The sequence below is a fragment of the Methylacidiphilum kamchatkense Kam1 genome (genome assembly GCF_007475525.1).
Lineage (GTDB): Bacteria > Verrucomicrobiota > Verrucomicrobiia > Methylacidiphilales > Methylacidiphilaceae > Methylacidiphilum > Methylacidiphilum kamchatkense.
Window position 1 is genome coordinate 1,927,812 of sequence record NZ_CP037899.1, and the last position, 26,186, is coordinate 1,953,997.

Consider the following 26,186-nt stretch of genomic DNA (forward strand, 5'->3'; position numbering starts at 1 on the left):
GATGTCAACCTTTTTTCTTTGGAATAGGCGGAAAAAATCAACTTAAAGCGTTTTCCACCGCTTTTTTCCAACTCCCAAAAAACCTCTTTTTACAAGCGGCTGCAAAAAGAGCAGGATCAACCTCTCTAACCTTCGTACTCGTTAACGAAATTCCCTTTTCTTTTAACGACCTTATCCCTTGAATAATCTGCTCTTTAGACCACCTTTTTCGGTTACGAATCTTATCGTAATCCAAGCCTGCCTGTTCTATTGCCGAAGACCAACTGCCAAACCTCCTTCGAGCAATAGCAATTAAAGAACTCGCATTCTTTTCCATTTGCTTGGAACTTAAGTCCGCACCCTCCTTATACAATCTTCGAATTTCCTCAAGAATATTTTCGTTTTTCCAAGATTTATATCTATAAATGTCCTGAGGTGCCAATCCAGCAGCTAGAAGCGCATTTTTCCAACTTCCAAAATAATTGGGCCGGATAGCCGCATACACCATAGGCGCGTATTCTCCAAGCATCATGGATCGAAAAGAAAGATCCGTACCTTGGCGATGAAGCTGTTGAATCATCTGGATAATCTTTTCCTTCGACCAGGCTTTGTACCGACGGATTTCATCATAAGATAGACCAGCAGCTTCCACCGCTTTTCCCCAATTTCCAAAATATCGAACGGCAGCAGCAAGAAGTTCCTGATAATGCTTTCTCATGTAATGGGAAAAAAGAGGCTTACCAGATTCATGCCATTTTTTGATTTCTTCGAGAACCACTGCTTCGGTCCATTCTTTATTTTTCTTTATAGTTTGGTCTGTTGGTTGGATTTTCATAGAATCACCTTTAGGAGATAAATATTTTAAAATTATCGTCTTTGTCAAATAAATTTAATAAATTCATCCTTTCCATAAGCTATTAATTTTCCAAAAGAATCATTAATTTTTTTATAACTACTTCCACTGTTATGCCTGACAAACATTGTAAGGGCGACTCTTTGTTTAAGCAAATTGCATGCCAACATGGGGAACAAGAAACATCGCTTTGGAGCACAAAAACTTTTTTCCCTATAGGACGAGATTCTGCTGCATCCGTAGGACCAAACATCACAAGGGTCGGACATCCTAAAGCGGCTGCAAGATGAGCTGGTCCCGAATCCCCACTTATCATCGCTTTGGCATTTCCTAGTAGAGCTATTAGCTTTCCTAAAGGAAGTTTTCCACGAAGGTCCGTGCAATTAGCTTCATTAATAGGAAACCATGGCCCTATCCCAACAAAAACAAAATGGAATTGAGGTAGCCGTAGAGTTAAAGCTTGATAGTTTCTCCAAGGCCAAATTTTGGAAGACCACCGGGAGTAAGGATGAATGACTATATAGTCTTTTCTATCTAAAATTGGCGGAAGCAACGGTAGCTGAAAATCATAAGGATCGGGTTGGATTCCTAAGTATCGCAAAAACTCTAGATATCTTTCTTGAGCTGGAGGAGGAGGAGGCATAATCCGCTCCTTATAAAAGAAAAGAGAGCCTTCCCTCCCATTCCATGGTCCAATCTTTCTTTTTGCTCCACTAAACCCACAGATAATACCACTTCGGAAAAGACCCTGGAGATCAAGAACCATATCATAACATTCTTTTTTAAGAGTCCTAATCAGCTTGAAAATCTGGACCATCGATTCTACCATCCCACAAGAAGAATAATGTGGGATGGTAAAGACACGAGAAATGGAAGGTTGATAATCGAATAGCTCTCTATAATTATCGTATGTGACCCAATCGATTTTTGCCGAAAGAAACTTTTTACGAGCCCACTGGCTACTGGAAAACACTGAATAATATCTCCAAAGGAACTTAATTTGATGATTAAAATTTTCATTTCTTTGGTCCTAAGAAGATCGCTCAATACCTAAATCAAATTTCAAATACCCCACCGGAGTCTTTCGGCCAATTGGATGGGTAGTTTTGCATTTTTAATTTTTAACGCAGACTTTTCAATATCATAGGCAACTCTGTAGAGGGATGCCTCATAATTTTCCGTTTCATAAACGACAAAAGCGGCCCTTGGATCCCCATCTCTTGGTTGTCCAACACTTCCAACGTTAAGTAGAAATCGGAAATTTTCTTTGAGAAATAGCCTTTTGAATCGAAACTGAAAAACAGAATGATCATTTTGTACAAAGAGAGCCACAATATGGGTATGTCCCAAAAATCCTATACGGAATGGAGCCGCTCGAAAATTTTCTTCTGCTTCTTCATTGGACAAAACATATTGCCAGCTGGTAGGAGAAAGAAAATTAGAATGGACGGCCATAAGCTCTTCATTTTGCCAGAGCAAGGGCAGAGAAGCTAAAAATTGCTTTTCTTCTTTAGACAAAATCGACCGGGTAAAATGTATGGCTTCCAGAGCGATAGGATTCAGTTGATTTGCAATCCCTTCTGGGATTTGAGGCAAAGAACAGTAATAATCGTGGTTTCCCATGAGAATGATCTCAGCCTGTTCTCTTATCTTTTGTAAGCATCGAGAAGGTTCGGCCCCATAGCCTACCACATCCCCAAGACATATCATTTTATCTACTTTGATTTTGGCAATTTCCTCCAGAACGGATTCCAAAGCCTCAAGATTTCCATGAATGTCACTTAAAAAAGCGATTTTCATTTTCCAATCTAATAAATATTCTCGCAATCCGAAACCATTGATAAGTTTTTCTTTTTGACTAATATTATTCTTGACTATAGATAGTCTATTTTATTACTAGAGTATATTCTATGCTTATTTTCCCCTCTATCATTCAGACAATAGGAAGGACGCCCTTGGTTCGGTTAAATAAAATGACCCAAGGATTGGAGGCACAGGTTGCCATAAAATGTGAATTTTTCAACCCTTTGAGCAGTGTCAAAGACCGCATTGGTATCGCAATGATCGATCAGGCGGAAAGAGAAGGAAAAATAAACTCGAAGACCACGATCATTGAACCGACTTCTGGGAACACTGGGATTGCATTGGCCTTCGTAGCGGCTGCCAAAGGTTATTCTCTTATTTTAACCATGCCTGAAAGCATGAGTATCGAACGAAGAACTCTTTTAGCCCTCCTTGGTGCTCGTCTGGTACTGACTCCGGCTCAACAAGGCATGCGTGGGGCGGTCGAGAAAGCAATGGAAATCGCATCGAAAACAGAAAATAGTTGGATCCCTCAACAATTTGACAATCCCGCTAACCCTGAAATCCACCGGAGGACTACAGCCGAAGAAATCTGGAAAGATACAGAGGGAAAAGTAGATATTTTTGTTGCTGGTGTGGGAACTGGAGGCACAATTACAGGAGTCAGTGAGGTAATAAAGAAAAGAAAATCATCGTTTTATTCTGTTGCTGTCGAACCAGCTGCCTCTCCTGTCATTTCTCAAACCCTAAGAGGGGAACCTCTAAAGCCTGGCCCCCATAAAATTCAAGGGATAGGAGCAGGTTTTGTCCCCAAAAATCTGAATCTTAAAATAATTGATGAAGTCTTTACAGTAACTGATCAAGAGGCAATCACTACGGCTCAACGACTCGCTTCCGAAGAAGGCATTCTAGCAGGCATTTCTTCAGGAGCAACCGTTTTTGCCGCTCTCGAAATTGCCAAGCGCAAAGAAAATAAAGGGAAATTGATTGTGGCCATCGCAGCCAGTACGGGAGAAAGATACTTGAGCACAGCCCTTGCCGAGCAAGCTAAAAAATTTGCAGGTGGTATGATCTAAATTTTTTATTTTTTCCCTTGACTTGATATACTTTTACTGTAATTTTGTAGTACAACAAATATTATAAATCTGATTCTTCTCTTTTCTTAATGTACAAAAATAACGTAAGTTATTTTCAATAATTTCTTATTTACTTTCTCAACTTTTCACTAATTCTAAGCGTATCAATATTAAGCAATGGACAACAACGATTCTGCTCTCAAACTTTATTTAAGGGAAATAAGCCAAATTCCACTGCTGACAAAAGAAAAAGAAGTGGAATTGGCTAAAAGAATACAACAAGGGGATCAAGAGGCAAGACGGCAAATGATTCAGGCCAATCTCCGGTTGGTCGTGAAGATAGCCCATGACTATGCCAATAGTGGGTTGCCTCTACCAGACCTTATTTCCGAAGGCAACATTGGGCTAATGAAAGCCGTCGATCGCTTCGACCCCTCGAAGGGAGGGAAGCTGAGCACCTATGCTGCATGGTGGATCAAACAGTCTATCAAACGGGCTCTAGCCAATCAAAGTAAAACAATTCGGCTGCCGGTCCATCTTGTTGATAAAATAGCTAAGATGAGAAGGGTAGCCATGCAGCTGTCAGAAGTTCTTGGGAGGGATCCAACAGATGAAGAATTAGCTGAGGAACTCGGCATGTCTACGACCAAAGTTGCCGAGTTAAGGACGATTGCCATCAGACCTGCTTCTCTCGATGCCACGGTAGGAGAAGAAGAGGATGGCACATCCTTGGGAGAACTAGTTAAGGATGAATCAGCCACGAGTCCCGACCAATCTGTTCTTGACCAAAACCTCAAGAATACTATTCTTGAATTGCTGCCTAAGCTCGATGAAAGGGAAAGAAAAATATTGAGCCTTAGATTTGGGCTAGAAGGCAATGAACAAATGACTTTGGAAGAGATCGGAAAAGAATTTCATGTAACTAGGGAAAGAATTCGTCAACTCCAAAATATTGCTTTACGAAAAATTCGAAAAGAGCTAGAAAAACAAGAAAAAGGGAAAAACCGTCTTACCAATAAACAATCCTTAAAAAAATAGTAGAATAAAGGAGAAAAACTTCTTTTTCACATGACCTATGTTTTAAGTAGCTCTATCGAAAGGCTTAAGGAGAAGATTCGAAATATCCCAAATTTTCCTCGTCAGGGAGTCCAATTTAAAGATATTACTCCTGCAATCGGGGAGGGGCAGTTCTTTAGATTGATAATGACGATCTTTATTTCCCGTTATCAAAAGAAAAAGATTGATAAAATTGCTGCGATCGATGCCCGAGGATTTATTTTTGCAGGAGCTTTGGCTCATTCTCTGGGAGTTGGTATCATTCCCATCCGGAAAAAGGGAAAATTGCCCTATAAAACTTATGAATTGCCTTATAAAAGTGAATATGGAGAAGAAATTTTAACAATACATCAGGACGCCATCACCAAGGGAGAAAGTATCCTCATTGTAGATGATGTGCTGGCAACTGGCAACACAGCGCTTACCGCAGCTTTACTCATCGAAAAGTGTGGAGGGAATCTGATGGAGTTAGGATTTCTTGCTGAGCTATGTGATTTAAAAGGCAGAGAAAAACTTTTCCCTTTTCCCTGTTATTCTATTCTTCAGTTCTAGTGACACTCCCTATTCCCCTAAAGGGGAGGGGTATTCCCGCTCCATTTTATAAAAAATCGAAATCCATCTCTCTATGTCTCGCACTCGACACTCTTCGATAAAGAAAAGGCTATCCTCTTTCCAAGGAATCCGTAGTTTTTTTATTAGGTATACTGTAGTTTTTGGGCGCTTCTTTCTCCCTTTCAGGTGCCATACTTAAAGAATAGGTTCTTTCTGTCCTTTAAAAGGCCAGCTTGCTTTATTCTTCTTGAAAGTCTTCCTTATTTTTTTCCTAGCCATGCAAATTCCTCTTTTTGTCTTACGAATAAAGTCGACAAGTTTTTGAATTTCGTTACACTGCGAAACTTTTTCAATTTTTTCTAGGGCCTGTGAAACATTATATCCGCTAAAGTAAAGAATCTTATAGGCCTCTTCGATTTTTCTTCTTATTTCCTCCGTAATCCCTGCCCTTTTCAATCCAACTCTATTGATTCCTGAAACCTCGTTCGTATCGACAGCCATAAAATAAGGAGGAAGATCTTTCCCAATCCGGGTCTGACCACGAATCATCGTAAGCTCCCCTATTCTTACGTGTTGATGGATAACCGCTGCGCCTCCTAAAAACGCTCTTTTTTCAACATGAACATAGCCAGCAAGGAGAACATTATTAACCAAAACAACCTGATCTTCCACCAAACAGTTATGTGCTACATGGCTTCCAGCCATGAGAAAACAACGATTCCCAATTCTTGTAACAGACGATTCGGCCGAACCACGATGGATAGTTACATATTCTCGAATGATATTATCATCCCCAATAATAACCGAAGAAAATCCCCCTTTAAACGCCATGTCCTGAGGTTCAGCCCCAATGATTGCGCCAAAACCAATCTGATTTCTTTTCCCAATCTGACTATTTCCAGTTATTACGGCATGGGCCCGAATTTCAGAACCATCACCAATAGAACAGCCGGCTTCCACAATAGCCCATGGGCCAATAGAAACATCTTTCCCAATTTCAGCCTTGGAACTAACAATTGCCGTTGGATGTATCATAAAAAAAAATTTCCCCTCCCTGAGCCATCTCTAGGCAGTTTTAAAAAGAAGAACAAACTATATTAAAAATGAGCCTTTCCTCATTGTATCCTTCTCACATTGCCATTTTCATGTCCTTCATGGCCATTAGATAAAACATTAAACGGTTCGAAGGAAGAAACAAAAGAAAGGGGAATCCATCCATTAACTAAAATCCCCTCAGGCTGATAATCGGTCTCGACGCCAAAGCCCACCCGGTGAAATTTAGCAACCATGTCCATCCTATCGACAGGCACCTTTAAAGAGAGATATCGACGCTTCGTTTTTAACCACTGCTCAATTTTAAGTAAAAGCTTTTCACATCCCACTCCCGTAGCCGCAGAAATGGGTACGCTACCTGGATATTCCTGAATTCTTCTCTTAATAAGTCCATTGGACTTCACTAAATCGATTTTATTCCAGACCAGAATCGTTGGTTTGTCTAAGGCTCCGAGCTGTTCTAAAACTTTATTCACTTCTTCAATCTGATTTTCAGATAAAGGATGGGAAATATCTACCAGATGAATCAATAAATCGGCCTCTTTGACTTCTTCTAAAGTTGCCTTAAAAGATTCAACTAAATGAAAAGGTAATTTTTGAATAAACCCAACCGTATCAGACAGGAATATTTTTTGACCGCCTGAAAATTCAAACAGTCTAATGGTCGGATCGAGGGTAGCAAAAAGCTTATTTTCGACAAGGACTTTCGAATTGGTTAGAAGATTAAAAAGGGTGGATTTCCCTGCATTTGTGTATCCAACAAGACAAGCAGTCGGCCATGGAGACTTTTGTCGGCTACTTCGTTGGATATATCGAGTTTTCTTTACTTCCTCGAGCTCTTTTTTTAATCTATGAATCTTTTCCTGGATACGCCGGCGATCTACTTCAAGTTGAGTTTCTCCAGGACCCCGCGTCCCAATTCCTCCAGTCTGCCGAGAGAGGTGTGTCCATAAACGTGTTAACCTAGGAAGCAGATAGAGCAGTTGGGCAAGTTCGATTTGGAGTTTGCCTTCCCTTGTCTTTGCTCTTTGTGCAAAGATATCTAAAATAAGTTGGGTTCGATCCAGGACCTTACAACCGAAAAGAGAACTCAAATTACGGCATTGAATGGGAGATAGATCGTCATTAAAAAGGACAAAAGAAACCTTTTTTTCTTTACAAATTTCTGCAATCTCTTTTGCTTTCCCTTTCCCAATATAAAAAGGAGCTGTTGGAGAAGAGAGCCGCTGGACAATCCTGTCAATAATAAGTCCACCCGCCGAAATGGCTAATTCTTCTAACTCCTCAAAAGCTTCTTCAAAATTCTTCTCTCCTTTATCTAATCCGACAAGGATACCCGTTTCTTTTTTCTCCTCCTCGACTAAAGATATCATGCTAGCTAGCTCAATAACTCTCTTTTTTTTCTTCCTCCAACCAAACAATTAACCTCTTTGTTTATTTATTTACGAACAAAAAAATTTATTTTTTCAATATAACTTTTAATAAATGAACACTCTTCTTGTTCATTTTTCAACAAACAGTAACTTAAAGAATTCTCCCTTTTGAACCAAGTTTTTTGTCTTTTCCCATAGGCACAATGCTCTCTAAATATATCTTCCATCAATTTTACTTTATTTTTTTCTCTTTGCAGCAAATACTGGCCAATTCGCTTATAACCAATGGCCTGACATCTTTCGATTGCCTCAATGCCTCCGTCTTCAAGGAGCATGCATGTTTCCTTTTCCCATCCGGCTTCAAACATACTCTGGATTCTATTCCTTAAGCGTATTTCTAATTCTGACTTAGGACGATCAATCCAAAAGGCCAATGAAGGAACCACCAACGGAAAAGTTGTTTTTTGCTGCCATTCAATAATAGAGATGCCACTACATTTTTTAACTTCTATGGCTCGAATCACTCTCCTTGGATTGGAACAGTCGATAGAAGATGCGGCTAAAGGATCGATCTGTATTAAAAGCTCTGTTAGTTTTTTCTTATCTAATTTTTCTAATGATTTCCTCAACAGTGCATCCGCTGCAGGTGCCGCACAAAGTCCCCTAGTCATTGCCCGGAAATAAAGACCACAGCCCCCAACTACTAAAATAGCTCGCTTCTGTTGCAGCTCTTTGAATAAATACTCTTTAGCCCATTGGATAAAAAGAAAGACATTAAAAGACTCTTTCCAATCTACTAGATCTATACCCCCATACCTATACCGAATTCTCTCATGTAGAGAAGGTTTTGCTGTTCCTATATCAAGTTTTTTATAAACTTGCATCGAATCAATCGACAAAAGGGATACCCCCGTTGCTTCAGCAATTCTATGAGCGATTGCTGTTTTTCCAGTTGATGTCGCACCAACCAAAAAAAATACTGGTGCCTGTTCCAATGCCATAGGAGGGTAGTTTCTTGAAAAATCTAGATTCATCAGTACAACTCAAAGTACAATCAGATCTTGCTCCACTCCTTCGTATCGTCACTAAAAAAAAATGACCCTTTTCAATTTTTCAACCCACATCTTATTCTTAGACGATAAAAAGGAAAAAAAACCTATGGATTACAAACATTTTTCTGTAAAACTTACCGCCACGGAGAGTGGAAATTACCATCTAAATGCCCAGTTTCATCCCTTTTGGAACAACAAAAAAATAATAACTCTAGATCAAGATTTCCTCAATTGGAAAGAAATTATCGCTGGTGCCCGCTCCCTTTATGAAACAGTATCGAATCTTTTTAGTTGGGCCAAAGAACTCTATAATTCTTTTTATACCAAAGACTTATCCAAAAAAACCGATGCCTGGAATAAAGTGAAAGAAAAATCTCAGCCAACAGATAAAAACTTTTCTACTAAAGAGACAGAAGCAACTCCTCTCAAAGATCTTAACCGCTCGCCCAATAAGGCTCCCAAGGAGAGATTTCAAGAGCCGGATTCAAAACAGAAAATCTCTGCTACTTCAGAAACAGCAAAAAATATGATTCCCGAAGCTAAAAAGAAAGCCCAATCAAAAAAGCAATTGAAAAGCCCTTCATCAAAAGAAGACTTTGTAAAAACGGCTCTTTGTTCTCCTTTGACAAGACACATTCTGAAGACATGTATGGAACTGGGTCAATCCATCCTTAAAGAAAACAACAGTGTAGTAAAAACAGAAGGCCAAAAGAACCGATTTGAAAAGAAAGACTCTTCTCTGAAGACCGACAAAGAAAAGGAAAAATGGTCTATTTGGATTGGGTTTTCAATGTCTGATACAAAACAAGGTTCTACCCCTAAACGAAGCAAAACCCTCTCTTTCTAAAGAGTTCTAAGGAAGCGAATTTTCCCATTATCTATGGAATCCACCCCCTCCATGGAATCCACCCCCTCCATGGAATCCACCGCCATGGGGGCCAACACCATGGAAGCCTCCAGGAACGCCTCTGGCCCCAGGATACCCATGAAAACGTGCGCCTCCATAAAAAGGAGCATGACCATATCCTCTCATAGCAGAAGAAGCCCAATTTCTAGTGGGTAGCCCCTGATGGAACTGAGATCCTCCAAGCCTAGAGTTAGCCATGGAAGATGGGGATGAATGAATTGCTGGAGAATTAAAAGATGTTCCGCCTCCATGTCCCAGAAAAGATCCTCCAGGGTTCATCGCCCTTTGAGTCAAAGTATGAGGGGAAGACCCATAAGATTGAGCACCAAAATTTCTTGACCAATTGCTCTGACTTAGAGGGGATTGTCCATTCAATGTATGCGTTCCCCAAGTTCCAAAATTCCTTGTTGTGTTGAGTGTGTTGAACATATTCCGATTAATAATCGTATTGTTATTAACAATAGTCGTTCTGTTAAACGAACTAACCGAATACCAGGGCATTCCCCACCAGGGTCTTCCAAAAAAGAATCCAAGAGAAATTCCAGGGATAAAAGGATAACCTATTCCAATTCCAAGTCCCCAACCTCCTCCCCAAAATCCTAATCCTATCCCGGCACCCCATCCCCAGCCTACCCATGGATACCAAAGGGGAGCCCACCAATAAGGACCAAAAAACCAAGGAGAATAAGCCCAATAAGGAGGATACCAATAAGGATAATAGGGAGGAGGATAATAAGAAGAGCCCACAGCTCCAGTGTACCCTCTGAAAGCTGATGAATTAGAAGCATTATTATCAGATCTATTGCTTTCTTCCTTATTAGAATTCTCTCCTCTTCTTCCCTGACTAATTGCCTTTTGAACCATTGGAATTTGAGCTTCTACAAACTGAGCAAACTGGTCTGCTCCATCAGCACTGCTTGCAAGTTGTTCCAGTTTCAAAGCTTGAGGAACGGTAATCAGATCATCGGGATTGACATGGAAACGAGAAGCAATTTCATTTTGTTTAGATTTTATTTGCTCAATGGTTCTTCTTACAGATTGAGCATAGTTTCTGGAATTTGTAGCAGCCATTTGCAACTGCATAATAGTCGCTTCAGTTGCGTGCGAAGGATCCGCAAGAAGCCCTTGGACTTGACTCATCCTTCCTTGTTGCTCTGAGTCAGGGGGTAAAGTTGATAATCCAGAAGAAAAAGCAGCACTAAATTCTTTTTTTGCTTTTTGTAATTGGTGCTCATGATAGGCTTGTGAGAAGGAAAAATATGACATCAAAAGAACAACTATTCCCCCAAGCACACTCCCAATTTTTGTTAACATATAGACATCCTTATTAAGTATTTATAAAAAAATAAGATTATAAGTACAAAAGGTCAATAGAGAGCATGGTATAGCTGGATAGCCAATCTTCCCTCTTCTCAAAAAAAAAGTTGAACTACATAGTATCTAAGATGGATGCTCGTCCTAACAAAACCCTTTTCATAGTTCTTTTTATAGGCCTTTTAGTTGTCCTTTTTTCTCTTTTTCTTTTGTATTTTATAGATAAGATCGAAAGAATGTTTCCCAAAAAATTTCCTAAACAACAAAAAATTACTGTTGTCGTTCCTACCCCAACTTCTTGTGAAGGGTATATGAGATTTTTTGAAAGAATCGGAGATGGAGGACAATGGACCTCAGAGTCCGATTTTATTCCCGTTCTTATCGGCAGAAACGGTTTATCGTGGGGTAGAGGATTGCACGACATACAGGAAGGAGAACAAAAAAAAGAGGGAGATGGAAAGACTCCAGCTGGTATCTTTAATTTGGGATTAATCATGGGAGTTGCTAAAGAGCTCCCATTAGGAGCTAGCTGGCCTTTATACCATAAAAAAAGCCCTCTGGATGCTTGGATCGAAGATCCCACCTTACCCCATTATAATCATCTTGTCACTATTTCTGAAGCTTCTTCTCCTCCAACATGGTTTGAAAAGCAACGCCTTCGTATCGAAGATCCGCATTTGGAATGGATGGTCTTCATAGAACATAACTATCCAGATGCTATCCCAGGCATGGGAAGTGCTGTTTTCCTCCATGAAAGATATGGAGAACATACCCCTACTTCTGGTTGTGTCGCAATGGAAAAGGAAAGATTAATCGAATTAATTCGATGGATATCTTATGATGCCAAGCCTAAAATTGTGATCCTCTCTATTCCTGATTATGCTAGGCTTCAAATCCAGTGGGACCTTCCCCCTTTGCACCAAGCCTATCCAGAGGCTTTTCTAATTGTGAATCAAAACAAACAATAAACTGATTGACAAAAGTCGCTACAACAAATACTGTAAGTATTTTGCACCTATTTCCGAAGAAAAGCTCTTAATTGTCCTTACCGATAAAATAGAGTTAAATAGAAAGTTGACTGATACCCAGGGCTTCATGGGTGAGAGGAACTCTGATTTTTTTTATTGTCTGTCGTGATTCTTCCAGAACGCCATTGGAATATCATCAATAGACATCACGCAAGTATCTTTTGGTAGAGCGAAGATTTTGGACATATTCTTGAGCTTTTTCTTTGGAAAGCCCTCCCGCAGTCTCACAAATCCTATGAAGAGCTGCATCAACATCTTTTGCCATCCTATGGGCATCGCCGCATACATACACGTAGGCCCCCTCCTGCAACCAACTCCAAAAGTCTTGAGCATTCTCCAACATCCGATGTTGGACATAAATTTTATAAGACTGATCACGTGAAAAAGCAGTATCGAGTCGAGTCAATACACCCTTCTTTAAAAAATCTTCGAGTTCCTCCTGATAAAAGAAATCCGTGGCACGATGCTGCTCTCCAAAGAAAAGCCAATTTTTCCCTTTCGCTCCTATAGCCATCCTCTCCTGAAGAAAAGCCCTAAAAGGAGCAATCCCCGTTCCAGGTCCTATCATAATCATGGGTGTGTCTGGATCAGAGGGAATACGAAAATTGGGATTAGATCGAATAAAAATAGGAATGGGGACTTTGGGGGAGGCTTCAGCCAGAAAATTAGAACATATACCCCTTCTCCATCGTCCATGTTGAATATATCTCACAACTACCACCGTAAGGTGAACTTCCATTTCATACAGCTTTGGGCTACAGGCAATAGAATAATATCGAGGAGAAAGGGATCTTAAATTTTTAACAAGTTCAAGAGCCCCAATCCCCTTCTTTGGAAAATCGTCAAGAATAGAGTTGATTTCGTAATGCCGATATAAGGCTTCTCGCAATGGAACATTTTCACCACTTGGTGTGGGAACAATTTCTTCTCCGGTATAACCTAATGTTTCAATGATTTCTTGAACAAGCACTGGCCAGTTCGTTGGGAAAACGCCCACGGCATCTCCCGGAAGATAACTCAAATCGGAGCCTTCCAAAGATAACTCCAGATGCCGTGTTTCTTTCTCAGAACCCATTAATGTTAATCGCCTGTTTTCTAACACTCTCGAAGGAAAAGGGTTTTGTTTATTAAAAGGGGGTTGTGGAACTGAAACTTTTTTGGGGGTCAAAGGAACACTTACTTTTTGCCCTTCCCCCTTTGTTTCCACGCTAAGAGCCTGCTCATTCTGATCTGAAATCTGTAAAGAACGTGGCAAAATTTCCAAAACACTATCTATCCATTTGGAAGCCGATTCTTCATAATCCACATCGCAATCAACCCTTGGATAGATCCTTTTGGCTCCCAGCTCTTCCAATCTTTTATCCACATTTTTCCCAGCTTGACAAAAATCTGGATAAGCAGAATCGCCCAATGCCAAAAGGGCGTATTGGAGATTTTCTAATCTAGGAGCCTCTGAAGAAGACAAATACTCCCAAAATTCTCTCGCATTATCTGGAGGTTCCCCTTCCCCAAAAGTACTTATAAAGAAAATAGCATAGGATTCTTTAGTTAAATCAACACTTTTGAAATCAGCTAGATCGATGACCGATACGGGAAACTTTACAGACTGCAACTTCCTCCCCATTCGCTTCGCTAGCTCTTCGGCGTTTCCTGTTTGACTCCCAAAAAATATTTTTATGGTTAAATGATTCGTCCTAGAAGACTCTCCTTCCTTTTGTAGTTCGGTCTGAGGGAAAGAGAGTAAATTAAAGATGAATTCTTCTGCCCATTGACGCGCTACTGGGGAAATTGGTGCCCATTTAGGAATAGAAGGAAAGGGTCTTCCAGCCTCCGCATATTCCATTATGCCAGCCAGGAAACCGCTAATCCACGCTTTCTCTACCAAGGATAGCGGAGCTGTCTCAGGAAGCTTTCGTATGTTCTCTTTTGGTACCAATTCTAAGGAACCCTCCATTTATGTTTTTAAACTACTTATTACAAAAAACCGAAAGCAAAAAGTTTCTATATTCCAAGTATAATTCAAGAAAAAAAAAACATTTTTTGAATTCTTTTTTTAAAATATCACTTTTCGGTTTGGAAGCCTGCGAGGGATAGAGATAAATGGCATCAAAGAGTTTTAAACAGAGCCAAAAGCACAGCAACACAGCCAATATTAACCATAGAAAGAGGAAGAAAAATCTTCCATCCCAAATTCATGAGTTGATCATATCGGAAGCGAGGAAGGGTCCATCGAATCCAAATAAAAAGGAACAAAAATACAAGAATTTTTAACAAAAACACTAACGCCTGGATTAACAACCCACCGATACCAACTCCCTTTGTCAACAACCCAAAAGGCAGACTCCAGCCACCAAAAAACAGTGTAATAATCAAAGCACTTGCAGCCACCATTGCAGCATATTCCCCTAAAAAGAACATACCGAACTTCATCCCCCATATTCCGTATTATATCCAGCCACTAGTTCCTGTTCGCTTTCAGGTAAATCAAATGGCGCTCGATTTGTCTCAGCAAACAAAGCTACCAAAAAGATCAGAAAAGAGATAAAAAGAAAAGGCCACATCGCAAAAAGTTTCCAATCCAAATGTTGCGCAAAAAAGGAATTACCAACCAACCATGTTCTATCTGAAATTTAACAATATCAGAAAAATTCAAACTTCCCGTCAAAAGAAATACAGGTATGACCGAAAACCCAAGAGCTACTTCATAAGAAATCATCTGAGCGGTAGACCGTATACCTCCTAGGAAAGCGTATTTTGAATTGGAAGCCCATCCAGCAAGGACAATCCCATAAACGCTCAAAGAGCTGATAGCAAATGCCCATAAGACGCCAGCTCCTGCATTGATAATGACTCCAGGCTGAGGAACAACGATCTTCAAAGAAGAGATCGTCACTGGATCAATGGATGCAAAGGGAACAAGACCAATAATTACTAACGGAGGGATAATGACAAAAAAAGGAGCGAGCGTGTAATAAAATTTTTTTACAACTCCAGGAACAAATTGTTCTTTAAGCATGAGTTTAAAGGCATCGGCAATAGGTTGGCCTAATCCCCAAAAACGTCCTTTAAGAAAAGGAAGTCCCACGCGGTTAGGTCCCACTCTATCCTGAATGGCAGCGCATATTTTCCTTTCGGCCAAAACGGTATAAGCAACAATGCCTAAAAGAACACCAACAACAACGGCAATCTTAATCACCGTGCTAAGAATAAAAACAGTCAAAGAACCATCCATTACTAAACTCTCTTTCTTATAGAATTGATCGGTTTTTTAACTTTTGACTTAGATCTATCCCTAAATCCCCTACTGTATTCCAAGAAAGACTATCAAACAGGTCGATTTCTTTGGACATGGCATCAAAAACATCACTAATTTTTTCAAAGACCCTCTCCTTCAAACCAACCAAAAGGAGCAGATCTCGTAAAATTCTCCAATCCTCTCTGGCTCTTCCTGGACAGAGAATAGCTTTATGCAGTTTCTGTAACCTACCGGCAATATTGATCATCGTTCCACTTTTTTCAGCAAAACTCGCTCCTGCCAACAAAACATTTGCTTTGTGCACTGCTGGCCCCGGAATCAGCCCTTGCCAAACATAAAAAGAAAGGTAAGAAAGAATATCCTCCTGAATGCCAACTTCTTCAGGATTTTCATGAATGGCAAAAAGACAATTGATTTCTTTAGCTCGAATCTTATTTTTTAATTCTTCAATCCTCGTTCCTTCCTTTCCAATGCCAATACTTATAGCTCCTTTGGTATTAGGATTGAGATCGGCACTTCTAAGGAGTCCATCCGCAACTCCTTTTCTTGGAACAATTTCTGAAAATATTTCTGTCCCTTTTCCTAAAGTCTCCATGAGCTTTTTTACTAGATAAAGCTCTTCACAAGTAAGCCTTGCAGAAACCAGAAAAGCGATTTCTGAAGGAGGAAATTCCATGAGCCTTTGAGCAACAGTTCGTAAGGCTTCTGACCATTCAAGAGGAAACAGCGATCCATTCAGATGGGAAGCAGGCTCAGTCACCCTTCTTTTGCTATGAATATAATGGAAGCCAAGTCTCCCTTGGTCACACATCCAATGAGAATTTACTTCCTCGTTGACCCGTGGGGTTAATCGATAGACTACGTTTTCTCTACTGCCTATGATAATATTGCATCCAGTAGCACAATCCGTACAGATACTTTTAGCTTCCCTCAGAAACCAAACTCTCATTTTGAAACGAAAATCCTTGCTCGTCAAAGCACCTACTGGACATATATCCACCGTATTCAGCGAATAATTACTATCAAAGACCTTCCCTGGATAAACTGTTAATGTAGAATAGCTGCCACGATTCACAAAACCTATCACATCTTGCTTGGCAATCTCTCTGGCAAAACGAATACATCTAGAACACAAAATGCATCTTTCATCATCAAGAATAATCCTCGGCCCAAAATCAACACGCTTGGGTTTCTTTACTTTTTCTTCTACAAACCGACTCCTTCCTTTACCAAAATCATATGCATATTCCTGCAACCGACATTCTCCTGCTTGATCGCATATGGGACAATCCAAGGGATGATTAATAAGAAGAAATTCCATCACTCCCTCTTGGCAATCTTTAACGAGTTTCGAGCTTGTCCTAATAGCCATTCCTTCGGTGGCTTGAGTGGCGCAGGCAATCTGCGGCCTAGGTAGCCAATTAATTACAGGCATTCCTTCAGCATCCATAATAGGCTTACGATTTGCATCTAGCTTCGGCATGCCCATTTCGAAAAGGCACATCCGACAGTTGCCCGCAATGGAAAGTTTAGGATGATAGCAGTAGTGAGGAATAAACTTGCCAAATCGTTTAGCTACTTCAATAACATTTAAGCCTTTGGGAACTTTAACCCATTGTCCATCGAGCTGAACATTTACAAGAGGCGTCTCTAAGGGAGGCAAGTCATGATTAAAAGGATTTTTGATTAAAGCACTCATCTTCGATACACCGTTGGCTTTGTTATAATCAATTTAAGCAGTCCTAGTTGTAACAGGTTCTAGAATTTCCAAAGAAGACTCTCTTCTTTGCTTAGCCTCAAACTCTTCTCCAAACATTTCCACAAAACTTTGCACAGGCCAAGCACAAGCCTCTCCAAAGGCACAAATGGTTCTACCCGCAATATGATTAGCTACTTCAAGAAGCAATTTACTATCTTCAGGCCTTCCTCCACCGCTACAGATTCTATCAAGCATCTTCTTCATCCACAGAGAGCCTTCCCTACACGGAGTACATTGTCCACAGGATTCATGGGCGTAAAACTCAGCAATGTTCCGCAAGCATTCAACCATATCCCGTGTATGATCCATTACTATTATTCCCCCTGATCCTGACATGGAGCCAGTAGCAGCAACAGTATCAAAATCTAAAGGGATATCCTCTAGCCCCATTTCAATCATTTCTGTCGATCCATCCTCTTTTTTTCTAGGAATCTTGTATTTTTTATCGGCTCGTAAAACTTTTGCAGACGATCCACCAGGAATTACTGCTTTGAGCTTGTTACCATTTCTAATTCCGCCACAGACCTCATAGAGAAGCTCTCCAAAAGTGATGGCTCCACAAGGATATTCATAGTAACCAGGCTTATTGACATCTCCACTTACACACCATATTCGAGTGCCTGTATTATTTGGAGTGCCTATCCGGGCATATTCAGCCCCTCCCATCTCCACAATATGCTTTACATGACAGAGTGTCTCCACATTATTGACGATGGTTGGGCACATATATAAGCCTAGTACTGCAGGAAAATAAGGGGGTTTGATTCTTGGATAGGCTCTTTTTCCCTCTAAAGATTCTATCAAACCGGTTTCTTCACCACAAATATAGGCTCCAGCTCCACGAAAAACATAAATTTCTAGATCATACCCACTGCCCAGAATATTCTTCCCTAAAAAATTTCTCTCTCTTGCTTCTGCCAAAGCCTTTTCAAGAATCTCAGCACCTTTTGCAAATTCTCCCCTTATATAGATATAAGCTAAATGGGCTCGATTGGCATAGGCACTGATTACCATGCCCTCAATCAGCTGATGCGGATCTTTATAAATAATCTGTCTATCCTTAAATGTTCCTGGCTCCGATTCATCCGCATTGCAAAGTAAATAGACAGGTTTTGTGTTTTTTTCATGATTAATGAAGCCCCATTTAACTCCTGTAGGGAAACCTGCCCCCCCTCTGCCTCGTAAGCCTGATATCTTAACTTCTTGAATGATCTGATCAGGTGCCATGGCAAGAGCCTTTTTCAAAACTTGATAGCCCCCATGCCTCAGATAGCAATCTATATCGACCGTGTAACCAGGCTCATCGGCATGCTTAAGTATAAGTCTATATTCAGCTTTAGGCATGCGTTTAAAACTCCTCTTTTTTCTTTTCCCTCATTAAATGATTAAGTATCGCATCAATTTTAGTTTGAGTCACATCCATCCATTCTTCTTCGTTGAGCATCATCACAGGGGCGTTTCCACAGGCAGCAAGACATTCAACAAATTCTACAGAAAACTTTCCATCTTCGCTTACATAAACATGATGCCCAACTTCATTAACGGTTTTGCAACTTTTTTTGATATATTCAAAAATTTCGTAGCTCCCAGCCAGAGCACAGGAAAGTGTCCTACAAACTTTAAATTGATAATGCCCCAGGGGCCTTTGACGAATCATCGGATAAAAAGTTGCAATTTCCTCTACCGCTATTGGTTCTAAATCCAATTTTTCGGCAATCCACTGGACCCCTTGAGGCGAAACAAATCCAAAATGCTTTTGCCATAAATGCAGTAGCGGCAAGGAAGCACTTCTTTTAGAAACTGGATATTGGCTAATGATCCTTTCAGCCTCTTCAATAAAACTTTCTTCTAACTGAGGAACATCTTTTTCTGTCGCATTCATTTTTCCATGCCTTACAAATTCAAGCAATACAAATAAAACATGCCTCTATTTTTCTGAATAATCGGGCAGGCTCCGTTCACCTATCACACTCTCCCATGACAAAATCCAAACTCCCCAAAATAGCTACTACATCGCTTAAAAGATGCCCTGGAAGAATTTTAGGCAATATACTTAAATTAACAAAGGATGGAGATCGAATTTTTAAACGATAAGGCACCCCTCCGCCTTTACTCACAATATAAAAACCTAGTTCTCCCTTTGGATTTTCTCCTCCAAAATATACTTCACCAACAGGTGCATCCACTCCCTGGGTTGCAATAATAAAATGTTGAATCAGCTCCTCCATTTTCGTCAAAACATCAGCTTTTTTAGGCAGATACCCCCTAGGTTCATCCACAGCTATCGGCCCCATGGGGATATCCGATAAGGCTTGTTCTAAGATCCTGCAACTTTGCCTCATTTCTTCAATTCTCACCATATATCTATCAAAACAGTCTCCCACACTCCCCAAAGGCACCTCAAAATCATATTTTTCATATCCAAGATAGGGATTTTTTTTCCTTAGATCATGATTGACCCCACTGCCTCTTAAATTCGGGCCAGTCAAGCCATAATCAATAGCGTCTTCTTTGGATATGACACCAATGTTTTGAGTCCGATCAACAAAAATTTTGTTCTTAGTTAAAAGGCCTTCTATCTCGTCCACTTTAGGCAAAAACTGTTTGACAAACTCTTTTACTTTTTCAGGCCATCCCGGAGGCAAATCCCTACTTAACCCACCAATTCTCGTATAGGTTGTTGTAAATCTAGCTCCCGTAAGCTCTTCAATTAAAGTATAGATCTTCTCTCGTTCTGTAAAAGTATAAAGAAAGACAGAAACAGCTCCACAATCCATCGCATACGCCCCAAGGCCCATTAAATGAGAAGAAATTCTAGCAATTTCGGCACAAATCACACGAATCACCTGTGCTCTAGGAGGAACTTCCCAACCTAAAAGTTTTTCAACCGCGCAAGCATAGACCACATTATTGGCTAAAGGAGCAAGATAGTCGAGTCTATCAGTATAAGGTATAAATTGATTATAATGCATATTTTCGGCTATCTTTTCATCCCCCCGGTGCAAATAGCCCACTTCAGGAATAGCTTTGGTAATAACCTCGCCATCTAATTCGAGAATAAGTTGGAACACACCATGGGTACTTGGATGAGAAGGACCCATGTTTAACACCAGTCTTTCTCCTTCAGGCGCACCGGAAACTTCTTCCGCTCTTCTAAGAAGCTCTCCTATATCGGGAACTTCCATGCGGACTTCTCTAGTTAGATGTTCAGACATATGGTTCTTTGCTAATTATTCTTTTTGAAGCAGGGGTAGCTTTTCTGATTCTTTAATCTCTTCCAGTTCCTCAAGATTTTCTTCACTCCACTTAGCTCTTGGTTCTCTTTGATCCGACAACGGTGCAGGAGAAGAGACAAAAGGACCTCCATCCAGAGGGGCTGGTCGAGCAAAGGCTATGGGACTCTGGTCTGTTGGTTTTCCTTCCACAGGAAAATCCTTCCTAAGCGGGAAATAGGGATAACCTTCCCACATCAAAATCCGACGTAAATCAGGATGGCCTTCAAAAATAATGCCAAACATGTCGTAGGCTTCTCTTTCATGCCAGTTAGCAGTCGGATAAACAAAAGAAAGGGTGGGAACGATCGGATTGGCTTCACTCACTCTTCCTTTGATCCTCAAAGGAACGCCTTTTTCTAAATTGTAGAAATGGTAAACAACCTCAAATCTAGGCTCCTCTCCTAAATGATCTACCCCTGAAATATCTAGAAGCAAAGAAAATCCTTTTTCTTCCTTTAAAAACCTGGCAACTTCCTGGATCATAGATAAATCCATTATTAAAGTCCATTCACCACGAAATTCTTTGACTTCCAATAGTTTCGCAGGGAAGAGGTTCTGAATTTCTTTGGCTAATGGGAAAGATAATACAGACATAGACTTTACCTGCTTTCTCTTTTTTTTAAGCTTCTACTTGTTTCAAGTGACGTAAGGAAGCTTCCTTATCTATTTTTTGTTGAAGCTTGATCAAGGCATCCAGCAGAGCTTCTGGCCGAGGAGGACACCCAGAAACATACACATCCACAGGGAGTAGCTGATCAATGCCTTGAAGGACCGAATAGCTCCTATACATTCCTCCACTGGAAGCACAGGCACCCATAGCAATTACCCACTTTGGATCCGGCATTTGTTCATAAATCCTTTTTACCGAATAAGCCATTTTATATGTCACGGTGCCTGCTACGATCATCACGTCACACTGCCTTGGAGAAAATCGCATCACTTCAGCCCCAAATCGAGAAATATCAAATCTAGCACAAGCCGAAGACATCAATTCAATAGCGCAACAGGCAAGTCCCATTGGCATAGGCCATAAAGAATTTTTCCTCATCCAATTGATCGCCGCATCAATCCTAGTTACTACTACATCTCCTTCGAGCGGGGAATTAAAAGCTACGGAGGTTGTTTGTGCCATATGTAAGAAAACTAAATTAAAAAAAATTATTCAATCAAGAAAAAAGAAGAAAAACTTGTAAAAGACAAATTAGGGCGATTTTATTTTTCCAATGCATATATTTCTCTACTAATTATATATTATAATCATTTTTAATAATATATGCAGAAAAAATTTATTTTATTTATATGCACTGGAAATATCTATAGGAGTCGATTCGCTCAAGCAATTTTCAATTTTCATGCTTTGCAACACTCTCTCTGTTGGGAGGCTTTTTCAAGAGGAATTGTCGCCTCAAAAACGCCTGGGCTTCTTTCGCCTTTTGTTAAAGAAGCCCTGATTCAAAAAAATATCCCTTTATCTTTTGCTGGGACAGATCCAGTACAACTTCATATTCGAGATCTTCAAAATGCTACCCTTAGAATTGCTTTGAAGGAAGAGGAGCATAAGGAGCCTCTTAAAAATCTATTTCCCGGATGGGAAAAAAATTGTCTTTTTTGGCATGTTGGCGATATCAATCTCATTCCTCCAGAAAGAGCTTTAAGGATGATTGAAAGCGCCACTCTTCAAATTGTCGACACTCTCCTACAGATAGAGAAAGAAAAAAATAACGCATCACTAATTTGTGGTTTTGAAAATATAATCCATAAACGATGATTGCTTGAGCATTATCTTTACCCATGCTAAATATGAATTTCTCCAGTTCCTATCAAATGCAGTGGACATTCCGTTCTGACAGCTTCAAAATGGAAACAAAACAGCATTCAACCCTTCTATAGCAATGACAAATATTATTTCCACACAGATCAATCCAAGCCTGACAAAACTAACTCCTTACGAACCAGGGAAACCGATTGAAGAACTCGCTAGAGAATACGGCTTCAGTCCCAATGAAATCATTAAACTGGCCTCGAACGAAAATCCCTTAGGTCCTTCTCCTTTCGCAGTGGAGGCAATCGCTAAAAATCTCCATAAAATCCATCTTTATCCAGATGGCAATGGATATGCTCTAAAAAAGGCTTTGGCCGCTTCTTTGGACATCGACACCGAGAACATCGTTTTAGGAAATGGGTCGAACGAAATTATTGAATTGCTCTTTCATCTTTTTGCATCTTCCCCAACAGAAGAAGTCCTTTTTTCTAAATATGCCTTTGCCGTTTACAAGCTCATGGCTGAACTGTTCGGAGCAAGCTTTAAGGAAGTTGACGACCGTTCCTTTTCTCATGATCTTCAATCAATACTTCACTCTATAGGACCAAAGACCAAGCTCATTTTTATTGCTAATCCAAACAATCCCACCGGTACTCGAATTCCCAATGAACAACTTTACGAATTTTTGGACGCTGTTCCTGAGCGTGTTGTCGTTGCGATCGATGAAGCGTACATCGATTTTGTCCCCGATCCCCCTCAAACTCTTTCTTTTATCAAAAAAAGAGAAAATATCGTCATCCTCCGGACTTTTTCAAAGATGCATGGTCTTGCCGGTTTGAGAATCGGCTATGGTATCGCTCCAAAAAGTATCGCCAATTACTTACAAAGAGCAAGACAGCCTTTTAATACCAATTTTCTGGCGCAAGTGGCTGCGACTGCAAGTCTTGAAGACAAACAACATATCCTCCAGACTCTAAAAATAACTGAAGAAGGCAAGAAAAGGTTGGAAGATGGATTCAATCGATTAGGTTTGCGTTTTATTCCTTCGAGTGCAAACTTTATTCTCGTTCATGTTGGAGATGGAGATTATGTTTTTAAATCTTTTTTAAAAAAAGGAATCATCATCAGGCCAATGAAAAGCTATGGATTGGCCGAGTGGGTGAGAATAACTGTGGGCACCCCAGAACAACTCTCAAAACTGTTGGAAGCATTCCCCTCCATTCTGCTTCCCCTCCGTACTCTTGACAAAAAGTGAACAAAAAGACTTTTCCAATAGATACAATTACTATTATTGGACCAGGGCTCATTGGAGGATCTATAGCGAAAGCAGTCAAAGAAAGAGGGCTATGCAAAAAACTAGCGATTGCAGCCAGAGAGGAAGAACTCGATGTAGTAAAAAGATCTGGCCTTGAAGCTGATCTGTATAGTCAACTTGCTTCTTCCATTGCAGGAGCCGATCTGGTTGTGATCTGTGTCCCTTTTGATGCTCTAAAAACTATTTTACTTCAGATTAAAGACCATATCGAACCTCAAACCGTTATCACCGATGTCATTAGTGTAAAAAAAGAAGTCATGACTCTGTTTTCTGAATTCCTTGGAGAAAAAGTAGAATGGATCGGAAGCCATCCGATGGCAGGCAGTGAAAGATCCGGTTTCGACGCTGCTAACAGCTCCCTTTTCGAAGGATCAATAACAATCCTTACGCCTGCCAATCATGTTTCTCCGCTGGCTATCGATTGCTTAAAAACTTTTTGGGAGAAACTTGGCTCCCTACCCATCGCACTGTCAGCAGAAGAGCACGATGCACTGGTTTCCGAAATAAGCCACCTGCCCCATCTTCTAGCTGCCGTTCTTATTGAATCAGTAAGCAGCGAAAGTCTCCAGCTTGTCGGCCCAGGATTTAAAGATACAACCCGCATTGCTGCAGGCTGTCCGAGATTGTGGAAATCCATATTAATGGCCAATCGACATTATGTCCAGAAGGTTGGAGAAAAATTTATTCTACAATTTCAAAACGCTTTGCACATATTGCAGCAAGGAGATGAAAATGCTCTTTTTGAACTATTGAACAAGGCACAGGCTATTAGAAAAAGACTAGAGAAAAAATAAATCATTCTTATATATTTCATAAAATTCATAAAAAAAATAGCGCTATGCATCTGCCCTTTAGTCTATTTCTAGCCCTTCGCTATCTGCGTCCAAGAAGAAGTTTTGTCTCGGTTATCACTCTTTTGTCGGTTCTTGGAGTCAGCTTGGGGGTTGCTGTCCTAGTTATCGTCCTTTCTGTGATGGCTGGATTCAGTCTTGAACTTGAAAAGAAGATTATCGGATTTAATGCCCACCTAGTGGTATCCAATGGAGAAATTCTCACCCGACCTCAAGCTATCATGGAACTTGTAGAGAAAGACCCGCTGGTAGTTGGGGCAGCTCCCTTTGTTAGTGGACCGGTAATGGTTGAGTACGCCAGCCGTATCACGACGCCTATTTTACGCGGAATAAACATTGATCTAGAAGAGAAGGTTATACCAATAAAAAAATTTCTTATTGCCGGAAGTTACGACTTGGAAGGAGAGTCGGTTATCGTTGGGGAAGAATGGGCCAAGCATAGCGATGCTTACCTTGGAGATAAAGTCCTGATTTATGCCCCTCGGCACTTCCAGGCTTTCAGAGACAATTACCAAAAAGGCAAACAAACTACTATCTTGCCTTCAGAATTTACCATTACCGGTATTTTCAGGACTGGCCTTTACGAATACGATGCCAGTTATTTTATAACTTCCTTAGCCAACGCTCAATATTTGTACAGTCTTGGCAATGGCGTGCATGGGGTTTCTATTCGTATTCAAAATCCTCTAGCTGCGAATAAAGTTAAAGAACGGCTGAATCTCCAACTTCAACCCCCTGAAGAAGCTTTGACATGGATAGATCAAAATAAACCTCTTTTTTCGGCGATAGCGATCGAGCGCATCGCCATGACTTTCATTTTGTTTTTTATAATCATCGTGGCCGCTTTTGGATTGTGCAGTACACTCATTACCATTACTGTCCAAAAAAGCAAAGAAATCGGTCTACTGAAGGCCCTAGGTGCTCGAGATGATCAAATCCTATCCATTTTCGTTTTGCATGGATTTATTGTGGGTGTTTTCGGTACCCTGCTAGGACTTGTCTTAGCCAGCTTCTCCCTATATTATAGAAATAGCTTTAGAGATTTTATTGGAAAGCATTTAGGCATCGACCTTTTTTCGGCTGATGTGTATCATTTTTCAACAATACCGATGGTAATAGATCCTCTACTGGTTGCCGGAATTAGTTTTGGGGCTATTGTCATCTGCATATTCGCGGCTTGGATCCCTGCAATGAATGCAGCGAAGTTAACTCCAGCAAAAGCGCTGCGTTATGAATAATTATGTTCTTGAAGCTCGTTCCATCAGCAAATCCTATATACTTGGCTCTGCCTGTATTGAAGTGTTGTCTAAACTCAGTGTTCGATTTGAAGAAGGCCTTTTTTTTACCATCCAGGGGGCTTCAGGATCAGGCAAAACGACTCTTCTGCAACTCCTTGGAGGATTAGAAAAACCAGATAAAGGCTATATCCTTTACCGAGGAGAGAATATATTGCAACTGTCTGCCAAAGAATTGGCCAAATGGCGGGCAGAAACAATAGGATTTGTTTTTCAATCTTATCATCTCCTGCCAGAGCTTTCGGCTCTTGAAAATATAGAGCTGCCCGCATTAATCATTGGAAAAGGTAACCAAAAAAAAGCTATGGAACTATTAGAAGCCGTTGGACTGGAGAAAAGAGCCAACCATCGACCCAATGAGCTTTCGGGAGGCGAACAACAAAGAGTAGCTATTGCTAGAGCTTTAAGGAACGATCCTCCAGTGATTCTAGCCGACGAACCAACAGGAAACCTGGATGGAGAAACTGGTAAACAGATCATCCATCTACTCTTATCCATTCAAAAAGAAAAAAACAAAACACTCATTCTTGTAACCCATGAAAGAGAGATTGCAACTTTAGGAGATAAACAACTCTTGCTTAGTCATGGAAAAATAACTGAAATAGAAAGTAAGTTTTCAACTTAAAT

General features: G+C 40.4%; 25 protein-coding genes and 1 pseudogene. 10 read left to right on the top strand and 16 right to left on the bottom strand.

The genetic code is table 11. The features are described from left to right. Positions 1–37: 37 nt before the first annotated feature. From kam1_RS08880 to kam1_RS08890, 3 genes are all read right to left on the bottom strand, one after another. Positions 38–814 carry a homing endonuclease associated repeat-containing protein gene (locus kam1_RS08880; RefSeq protein WP_039721061.1) on the bottom strand — a complete coding sequence of 259 codons (777 nt, stop codon included), beginning with the start codon at positions 812–814 and terminating at the stop codon, positions 38–40. Positions 815–896: 82 nt separating this feature from the next. Then, on the bottom strand, positions 897–1,805 hold the full coding sequence (locus tag kam1_RS08885) for a glycosyltransferase family 9 protein (protein ID WP_244946049.1): 909 nt from the start codon (positions 1,803–1,805) through the stop codon (positions 897–899). A gap of 89 nt (positions 1,806–1,894) precedes the next feature. Beyond that, positions 1,895–2,632: a metallophosphoesterase family protein gene (locus kam1_RS08890; RefSeq protein ID WP_039721059.1), complete on the bottom strand. Its 738-nt coding sequence runs from the start codon at positions 2,630–2,632 to the stop codon at positions 1,895–1,897. A 110-nt stretch (positions 2,633–2,742) separates the two neighbouring features. Here kam1_RS08890 and cysK point away from each other — a divergent pair, with 110 nt between their 5' ends. The 3 genes from cysK to kam1_RS08905 all read left to right on the top strand — a co-directional run bounded on the left by cysK (position 2,743) and on the right by kam1_RS08905 (position 5,319). Further along, on the top strand, positions 2,743–3,711 hold the full coding sequence (gene cysK, locus kam1_RS08895) for a cysteine synthase A (protein ID WP_039720898.1): 969 nt from the start codon (positions 2,743–2,745) through the stop codon (positions 3,709–3,711). A gap of 177 nt (positions 3,712–3,888) precedes the next feature. After that, positions 3,889–4,749, top strand: a complete 861-nt coding sequence (locus kam1_RS08900; protein WP_009058264.1) for a sigma-70 family RNA polymerase sigma factor — start codon at positions 3,889–3,891, stop codon at positions 4,747–4,749. A 30-nt stretch (positions 4,750–4,779) separates the two neighbouring features. Then, entirely contained in the window at positions 4,780–5,319 is a 540-nt protein-coding gene (locus kam1_RS08905) for an adenine phosphoribosyltransferase (RefSeq protein ID WP_039720897.1), read from the top strand. Positions 5,320–5,514: 195 nt separating this feature from the next. On the opposite strand, the gene lpxA is transcribed toward kam1_RS08905, so the two are convergent. The 3 genes from lpxA to miaA all read right to left on the bottom strand — a co-directional run bounded on the left by lpxA (position 5,515) and on the right by miaA (position 8,746). Beyond that, positions 5,515–6,354, bottom strand: a complete 840-nt coding sequence (gene lpxA, locus kam1_RS08910; RefSeq protein WP_143958398.1) for an acyl-ACP--UDP-N-acetylglucosamine O-acyltransferase — start codon at positions 6,352–6,354, stop codon at positions 5,515–5,517. An 80-nt stretch (positions 6,355–6,434) separates the two neighbouring features. Then, positions 6,435–7,745 (bottom strand): GTPase HflX, encoded by a 1,311-nt coding sequence (hflX, locus tag kam1_RS08915; RefSeq protein WP_039721058.1) that lies wholly within the window; start codon positions 7,743–7,745, stop codon positions 6,435–6,437. Positions 7,746–7,810: 65 nt separating this feature from the next. Continuing rightward, a complete protein-coding gene (gene miaA / locus kam1_RS08920) occupies positions 7,811–8,746 on the bottom strand; it encodes a tRNA (adenosine(37)-N6)-dimethylallyltransferase MiaA (protein ID WP_143958452.1) in 936 nt (311 codons plus the stop codon). Between the two features lie 157 nt (positions 8,747–8,903). Here miaA and kam1_RS08925 point away from each other — a divergent pair, with 157 nt between their 5' ends. Next, positions 8,904–9,644 (top strand): hypothetical protein, encoded by a 741-nt coding sequence (locus kam1_RS08925; RefSeq protein ID WP_143958399.1) that lies wholly within the window; start codon positions 8,904–8,906, stop codon positions 9,642–9,644. A gap of 27 nt (positions 9,645–9,671) precedes the next feature. Here the strand turns inward: kam1_RS08925 and kam1_RS08930 are convergent, their stop codons facing one another. Beyond that, the gene (locus tag kam1_RS08930) at positions 9,672–11,018 is read right to left on the bottom strand and encodes a hypothetical protein (protein WP_039720894.1); all 1,347 of its coding nucleotides are present in this window, start codon (positions 11,016–11,018) and stop codon (positions 9,672–9,674) included. 110 nt (positions 11,019–11,128) lie between these two features. Here kam1_RS08930 and kam1_RS08935 point away from each other — a divergent pair, with 110 nt between their 5' ends. Next, positions 11,129–11,986 (top strand): L,D-transpeptidase family protein, encoded by an 858-nt coding sequence (locus kam1_RS08935; RefSeq protein ID WP_244946050.1) that lies wholly within the window; start codon positions 11,129–11,131, stop codon positions 11,984–11,986. Between the two features lie 196 nt (positions 11,987–12,182). Here the strand turns inward: kam1_RS08935 and kam1_RS08940 are convergent, their stop codons facing one another. The 9 genes and pseudogenes from kam1_RS08940 to nuoB all read right to left on the bottom strand — a co-directional run bounded on the left by kam1_RS08940 (position 12,183) and on the right by nuoB (position 21,468). Next, positions 12,183–14,000: a diflavin oxidoreductase gene (locus kam1_RS08940; protein WP_039720893.1), complete on the bottom strand. Its 1,818-nt coding sequence runs from the start codon at positions 13,998–14,000 to the stop codon at positions 12,183–12,185. A gap of 152 nt (positions 14,001–14,152) precedes the next feature. After that, positions 14,153–14,607 (bottom strand): annotated as a pseudogene (locus kam1_RS10835) (complex I subunit 1/NuoH family protein). Continuing rightward, the gene (locus kam1_RS10845; RefSeq protein WP_244946053.1) at positions 14,577–15,278 is read right to left on the bottom strand and encodes a complex I subunit 1/NuoH family protein; all 702 of its coding nucleotides are present in this window, start codon (positions 15,276–15,278) and stop codon (positions 14,577–14,579) included. The pseudogene kam1_RS10835 and the gene kam1_RS10845 overlap by 31 nt, the downstream one beginning before the upstream one ends. Before the next feature lie 16 nt (positions 15,279–15,294). Next, positions 15,295–17,001, bottom strand: a complete 1,707-nt coding sequence (locus kam1_RS08950; RefSeq protein ID WP_039720891.1) for a molybdopterin-dependent oxidoreductase — start codon at positions 16,999–17,001, stop codon at positions 15,295–15,297. A 33-nt stretch (positions 17,002–17,034) separates the two neighbouring features. After that, entirely contained in the window at positions 17,035–18,405 is a 1,371-nt protein-coding gene (gene nuoF, locus kam1_RS08955; protein WP_039720890.1) for an NADH-quinone oxidoreductase subunit NuoF, read from the bottom strand. A gap of 4 nt (positions 18,406–18,409) precedes the next feature. Then, entirely contained in the window at positions 18,410–18,943 is a 534-nt protein-coding gene (locus kam1_RS08960; RefSeq protein WP_052250441.1) for an NADH-quinone oxidoreductase subunit NuoE family protein, read from the bottom strand. Between the two features lie 76 nt (positions 18,944–19,019). Next, positions 19,020–20,276: an NADH dehydrogenase (quinone) subunit D gene (gene nuoD / locus kam1_RS08965; RefSeq protein WP_039720889.1), complete on the bottom strand. Its 1,257-nt coding sequence runs from the start codon at positions 20,274–20,276 to the stop codon at positions 19,020–19,022. 15 nt (positions 20,277–20,291) lie between these two features. Beyond that, a complete protein-coding gene (locus kam1_RS08970; protein WP_039720888.1) occupies positions 20,292–20,930 on the bottom strand; it encodes an NADH-quinone oxidoreductase subunit C in 639 nt (212 codons plus the stop codon). 25 nt (positions 20,931–20,955) lie between these two features. Further along, positions 20,956–21,468, bottom strand: a complete 513-nt coding sequence (nuoB, locus tag kam1_RS08975) for an NADH-quinone oxidoreductase subunit NuoB (protein WP_039720887.1) — start codon at positions 21,466–21,468, stop codon at positions 20,956–20,958. Positions 21,469–21,609: 141 nt separating this feature from the next. On the opposite strand from nuoB, the gene kam1_RS08980 reads away from it, so the two are divergent. The 5 genes from kam1_RS08980 (at position 21,610) to kam1_RS09000 (ending at position 26,184) form a co-directional block, all read left to right on the top strand. Next, entirely contained in the window at positions 21,610–22,104 is a 495-nt protein-coding gene (locus kam1_RS08980; RefSeq protein WP_039720886.1) for an arsenate-mycothiol transferase ArsC, read from the top strand. A 124-nt stretch (positions 22,105–22,228) separates the two neighbouring features. Beyond that, entirely contained in the window at positions 22,229–23,353 is a 1,125-nt protein-coding gene (gene hisC / locus kam1_RS08985; RefSeq protein WP_039720885.1) for a histidinol-phosphate transaminase, read from the top strand. Then, positions 23,350–24,207 (top strand): prephenate dehydrogenase, encoded by an 858-nt coding sequence (locus kam1_RS08990; RefSeq protein ID WP_039720884.1) that lies wholly within the window; start codon positions 23,350–23,352, stop codon positions 24,205–24,207. Before hisC ends, kam1_RS08990 begins: the two co-directional genes overlap by 4 nt. 44 nt (positions 24,208–24,251) lie before the next feature. Further along, the gene (locus kam1_RS08995; protein ID WP_039720883.1) at positions 24,252–25,502 is read left to right on the top strand and encodes an ABC transporter permease; all 1,251 of its coding nucleotides are present in this window, start codon (positions 24,252–24,254) and stop codon (positions 25,500–25,502) included. After that, complete coding sequence (locus kam1_RS09000; RefSeq protein WP_039720882.1) at positions 25,495–26,184, top strand: ABC transporter ATP-binding protein; 690 nt, start codon at positions 25,495–25,497, stop codon at positions 26,182–26,184. Before kam1_RS08995 ends, kam1_RS09000 begins: the two co-directional genes overlap by 8 nt. The last annotated feature ends 2 nt before the right edge of the window (positions 26,185–26,186 follow it).

What these genes read in the sequence shown, in the direction of transcription:
- kam1_RS08880 (WP_039721061.1), bottom strand. Translation starts at nt 814, where the DNA reads ATGAAAATCCAACCAACAGACCAAACTATAAAGAAAAATAAAGAATGG.
- kam1_RS08890 (WP_039721059.1), bottom strand. Translation starts at nt 2,632, where the DNA reads ATGAAAATCGCTTTTTTAAGTGACATTCATGGAAATCTTGAGGCTTTG.
- cysK (WP_039720898.1), top strand. Translation starts at nt 2,743, where the DNA reads ATGCTTATTTTCCCCTCTATCATTCAGACAATAGGAAGGACGCCCTTG.
- kam1_RS08900 (WP_009058264.1), top strand. Translation starts at nt 3,889, where the DNA reads ATGGACAACAACGATTCTGCTCTCAAACTTTATTTAAGGGAAATAAGC.
- kam1_RS08905 (WP_039720897.1), top strand. Translation starts at nt 4,780, where the DNA reads ATGACCTATGTTTTAAGTAGCTCTATCGAAAGGCTTAAGGAGAAGATT.
- lpxA (WP_143958398.1), bottom strand. Translation starts at nt 6,354, where the DNA reads ATGATACATCCAACGGCAATTGTTAGTTCCAAGGCTGAAATTGGGAAA.
- hflX (WP_039721058.1), bottom strand. Translation starts at nt 7,745, where the DNA reads ATGATATCTTTAGTCGAGGAGGAGAAAAAAGAAACGGGTATCCTTGTC.
- miaA (WP_143958452.1), bottom strand. Translation starts at nt 8,746, where the DNA reads ATGGCATTGGAACAGGCACCAGTATTTTTTTTGGTTGGTGCGACATCA.
- kam1_RS08925 (WP_143958399.1), top strand. Translation starts at nt 8,904, where the DNA reads ATGGATTACAAACATTTTTCTGTAAAACTTACCGCCACGGAGAGTGGA.
- kam1_RS08930 (WP_039720894.1), bottom strand. Translation starts at nt 11,018, where the DNA reads ATGTTAACAAAAATTGGGAGTGTGCTTGGGGGAATAGTTGTTCTTTTG.
- kam1_RS08940 (WP_039720893.1), bottom strand. Translation starts at nt 14,000, where the DNA reads ATGGAGGGTTCCTTAGAATTGGTACCAAAAGAGAACATACGAAAGCTT.
- kam1_RS10845 (WP_244946053.1), bottom strand. Translation starts at nt 15,278, where the DNA reads ATGGATGGTTCTTTGACTGTTTTTATTCTTAGCACGGTGATTAAGATT.
- kam1_RS08950 (WP_039720891.1), bottom strand. Translation starts at nt 17,001, where the DNA reads ATGAGTGCTTTAATCAAAAATCCTTTTAATCATGACTTGCCTCCCTTA.
- nuoF (WP_039720890.1), bottom strand. Translation starts at nt 18,405, where the DNA reads ATGCCTAAAGCTGAATATAGACTTATACTTAAGCATGCCGATGAGCCT.
- kam1_RS08960 (WP_052250441.1), bottom strand. Translation starts at nt 18,943, where the DNA reads ATGAATGCGACAGAAAAAGATGTTCCTCAGTTAGAAGAAAGTTTTATT.
- nuoD (WP_039720889.1), bottom strand. Translation starts at nt 20,276, where the DNA reads ATGTCTGAACATCTAACTAGAGAAGTCCGCATGGAAGTTCCCGATATA.
- kam1_RS08970 (WP_039720888.1), bottom strand. Translation starts at nt 20,930, where the DNA reads ATGTCTGTATTATCTTTCCCATTAGCCAAAGAAATTCAGAACCTCTTC.
- nuoB (WP_039720887.1), bottom strand. Translation starts at nt 21,468, where the DNA reads ATGGCACAAACAACCTCCGTAGCTTTTAATTCCCCGCTCGAAGGAGAT.
- kam1_RS08980 (WP_039720886.1), top strand. Translation starts at nt 21,610, where the DNA reads ATGCAGAAAAAATTTATTTTATTTATATGCACTGGAAATATCTATAGG.
- hisC (WP_039720885.1), top strand. Translation starts at nt 22,229, where the DNA reads ATGACAAATATTATTTCCACACAGATCAATCCAAGCCTGACAAAACTA.
- kam1_RS08995 (WP_039720883.1), top strand. Translation starts at nt 24,252, where the DNA reads ATGCATCTGCCCTTTAGTCTATTTCTAGCCCTTCGCTATCTGCGTCCA.
- kam1_RS09000 (WP_039720882.1), top strand. Translation starts at nt 25,495, where the DNA reads ATGAATAATTATGTTCTTGAAGCTCGTTCCATCAGCAAATCCTATATA.